Source organism: Streptomyces sp. NPDC007162, assembly GCF_040634175.1.
Lineage (GTDB): Bacteria > Actinomycetota > Actinomycetes > Streptomycetales > Streptomycetaceae > Streptomyces.
Genome location: NZ_JBEYFC010000983.1, coordinates 1 through 1,492, shown reverse-complemented (window position 1 = coordinate 1,492; position 1,492 = coordinate 1). Strand labels below are relative to the sequence as shown.

Below are 1,492 nucleotides of genomic sequence, written 5' to 3'. Positions count from 1 at the left end.
GGTGGCCGAGGCGAAGACCCACTTCGGCAGCTCGGTGAAGCTGACCTCCGCCTCCATCGGCGGTGACTTCAAGCAGAAGCTCACCACCACCCTCGCCGCGGGCTCCTCGGTGCCCGACATCACCGGCATCAAGGGCGAGGACATGGCGTCCTTCCTGCCCAACGCCTCGCGCTTCCTGGACCTGAACGACCTGGGCTTCAAGAAGATCTCCTCGCAGTACCTGAGCTGGAAGAGCAAGCTCGCCCGGACCAAGGACGGCAAGCAGATCGGCTTCCCGATCGACATCGGCCCCACCGCGCTCTTCTACCGCGAGGACCTCTTCGCCAAGGCCGGGGTGGCCACCGACCCCGCCAAGGTCGCCGAACTGGTCAAGACCTGGGAGGAGTACTTCCAGCTCGGCGTCGAGCTGCAGAAGAAGAACCCCGGCACCTACCTGGTCAACAACATCGGCTCCGTCTTCAACATCGCGGTCGGCCAGGGCACCTCGCGGTTCATCGACAAGAACAACCACTTCATCGGCGACCAGGAGCACATCCGCGCCGCGTGGACCACCGCGGTGCGCCCCTACACCCTGGGCATCGACGCCAAGATCAACGACAACACCTGGAACGCGGCCGTCGGCAAGAGCCTGCTCACCGAGCTGGGCGCCGCCTGGCACGCGCTGGACATCGAGCAGGCCGCCCCACAGACCAAGGGCAAGTGGCGGGTCTGCGCCCACCCCGTCGGCCCGTCCAACCAGGGCGGTTCCTACCTGGCACTGCCCCAGCAGTGCCGGAACCCCGAAGAGGCGTTCAAGATCATCAGCTGGATCCTGAGCCCCGCCAACGACGCCCGCGGCTTCACCGACGCCGCCATCTTCCCCGCCGCCCCGGCCGCCTACGCCATGCCGGCCATGACGGGCCCGGACGCCTTCTTCGGCGGCCAGAAGATCATCGAGGTGTTCGGCCCGGCCGCCAAGGCCATCCCGGACAGCTACGAGGCGCCCGCGGACGCCGCCGTCATGGCCCCCTACATGACGGAGCTGACCAACATCGAGGCCAAGGGCAAGAAGCCCGACGACGCCTGGAAGGACGCCGTAAGCCAGGCCAAGCAGATCGCCCGGCGGCACCCTGGCCCTGGCCACGGGTGCGCTGCTGCGGTTCCCCCGCGCCGTCGCCCTGCTGACCGCCGGGTACTCCGTCGGCCAGATCCTCGGCCCGCCGGCCGTCGCCCCCCTGCTCGGCCACGGGTACCACCAGGCCCTGCTGCTGACCGCGCTGGTGGTCCTGGCCGCGGCGGCATCCGCCGCGGTGCTGCGGATCGGCTTCCCGCAGCTGCCCCACCGCACTCGCCGACCGCCCACCGGCCACCCGCGTGAACAACGCTCCCGGCCGGCCCGGACAGGGCCCCCGGCGGGCCCCTAGCTTGATCTTTAACCTCGGGCCTCGAACAGGTCGTCGTACTTGATCACTCGCGTCGGTAACTGCCCTACGTGCAGGCGGCCTTCGGCTGA

General features: G+C 69.2%; 1 protein-coding gene. It reads left to right on the top strand.

Annotated features, from left to right (window positions below; translation table 11 throughout):
* Positions 1 to 1,357 (top strand): extracellular solute-binding protein (locus tag ABZ646_RS46490; protein WP_360533808.1); only part of this gene is annotated, 1,357 nt, incomplete at its 5' end.
* Between the last annotated feature and the right edge of the window lie 135 nt (positions 1,358 to 1,492).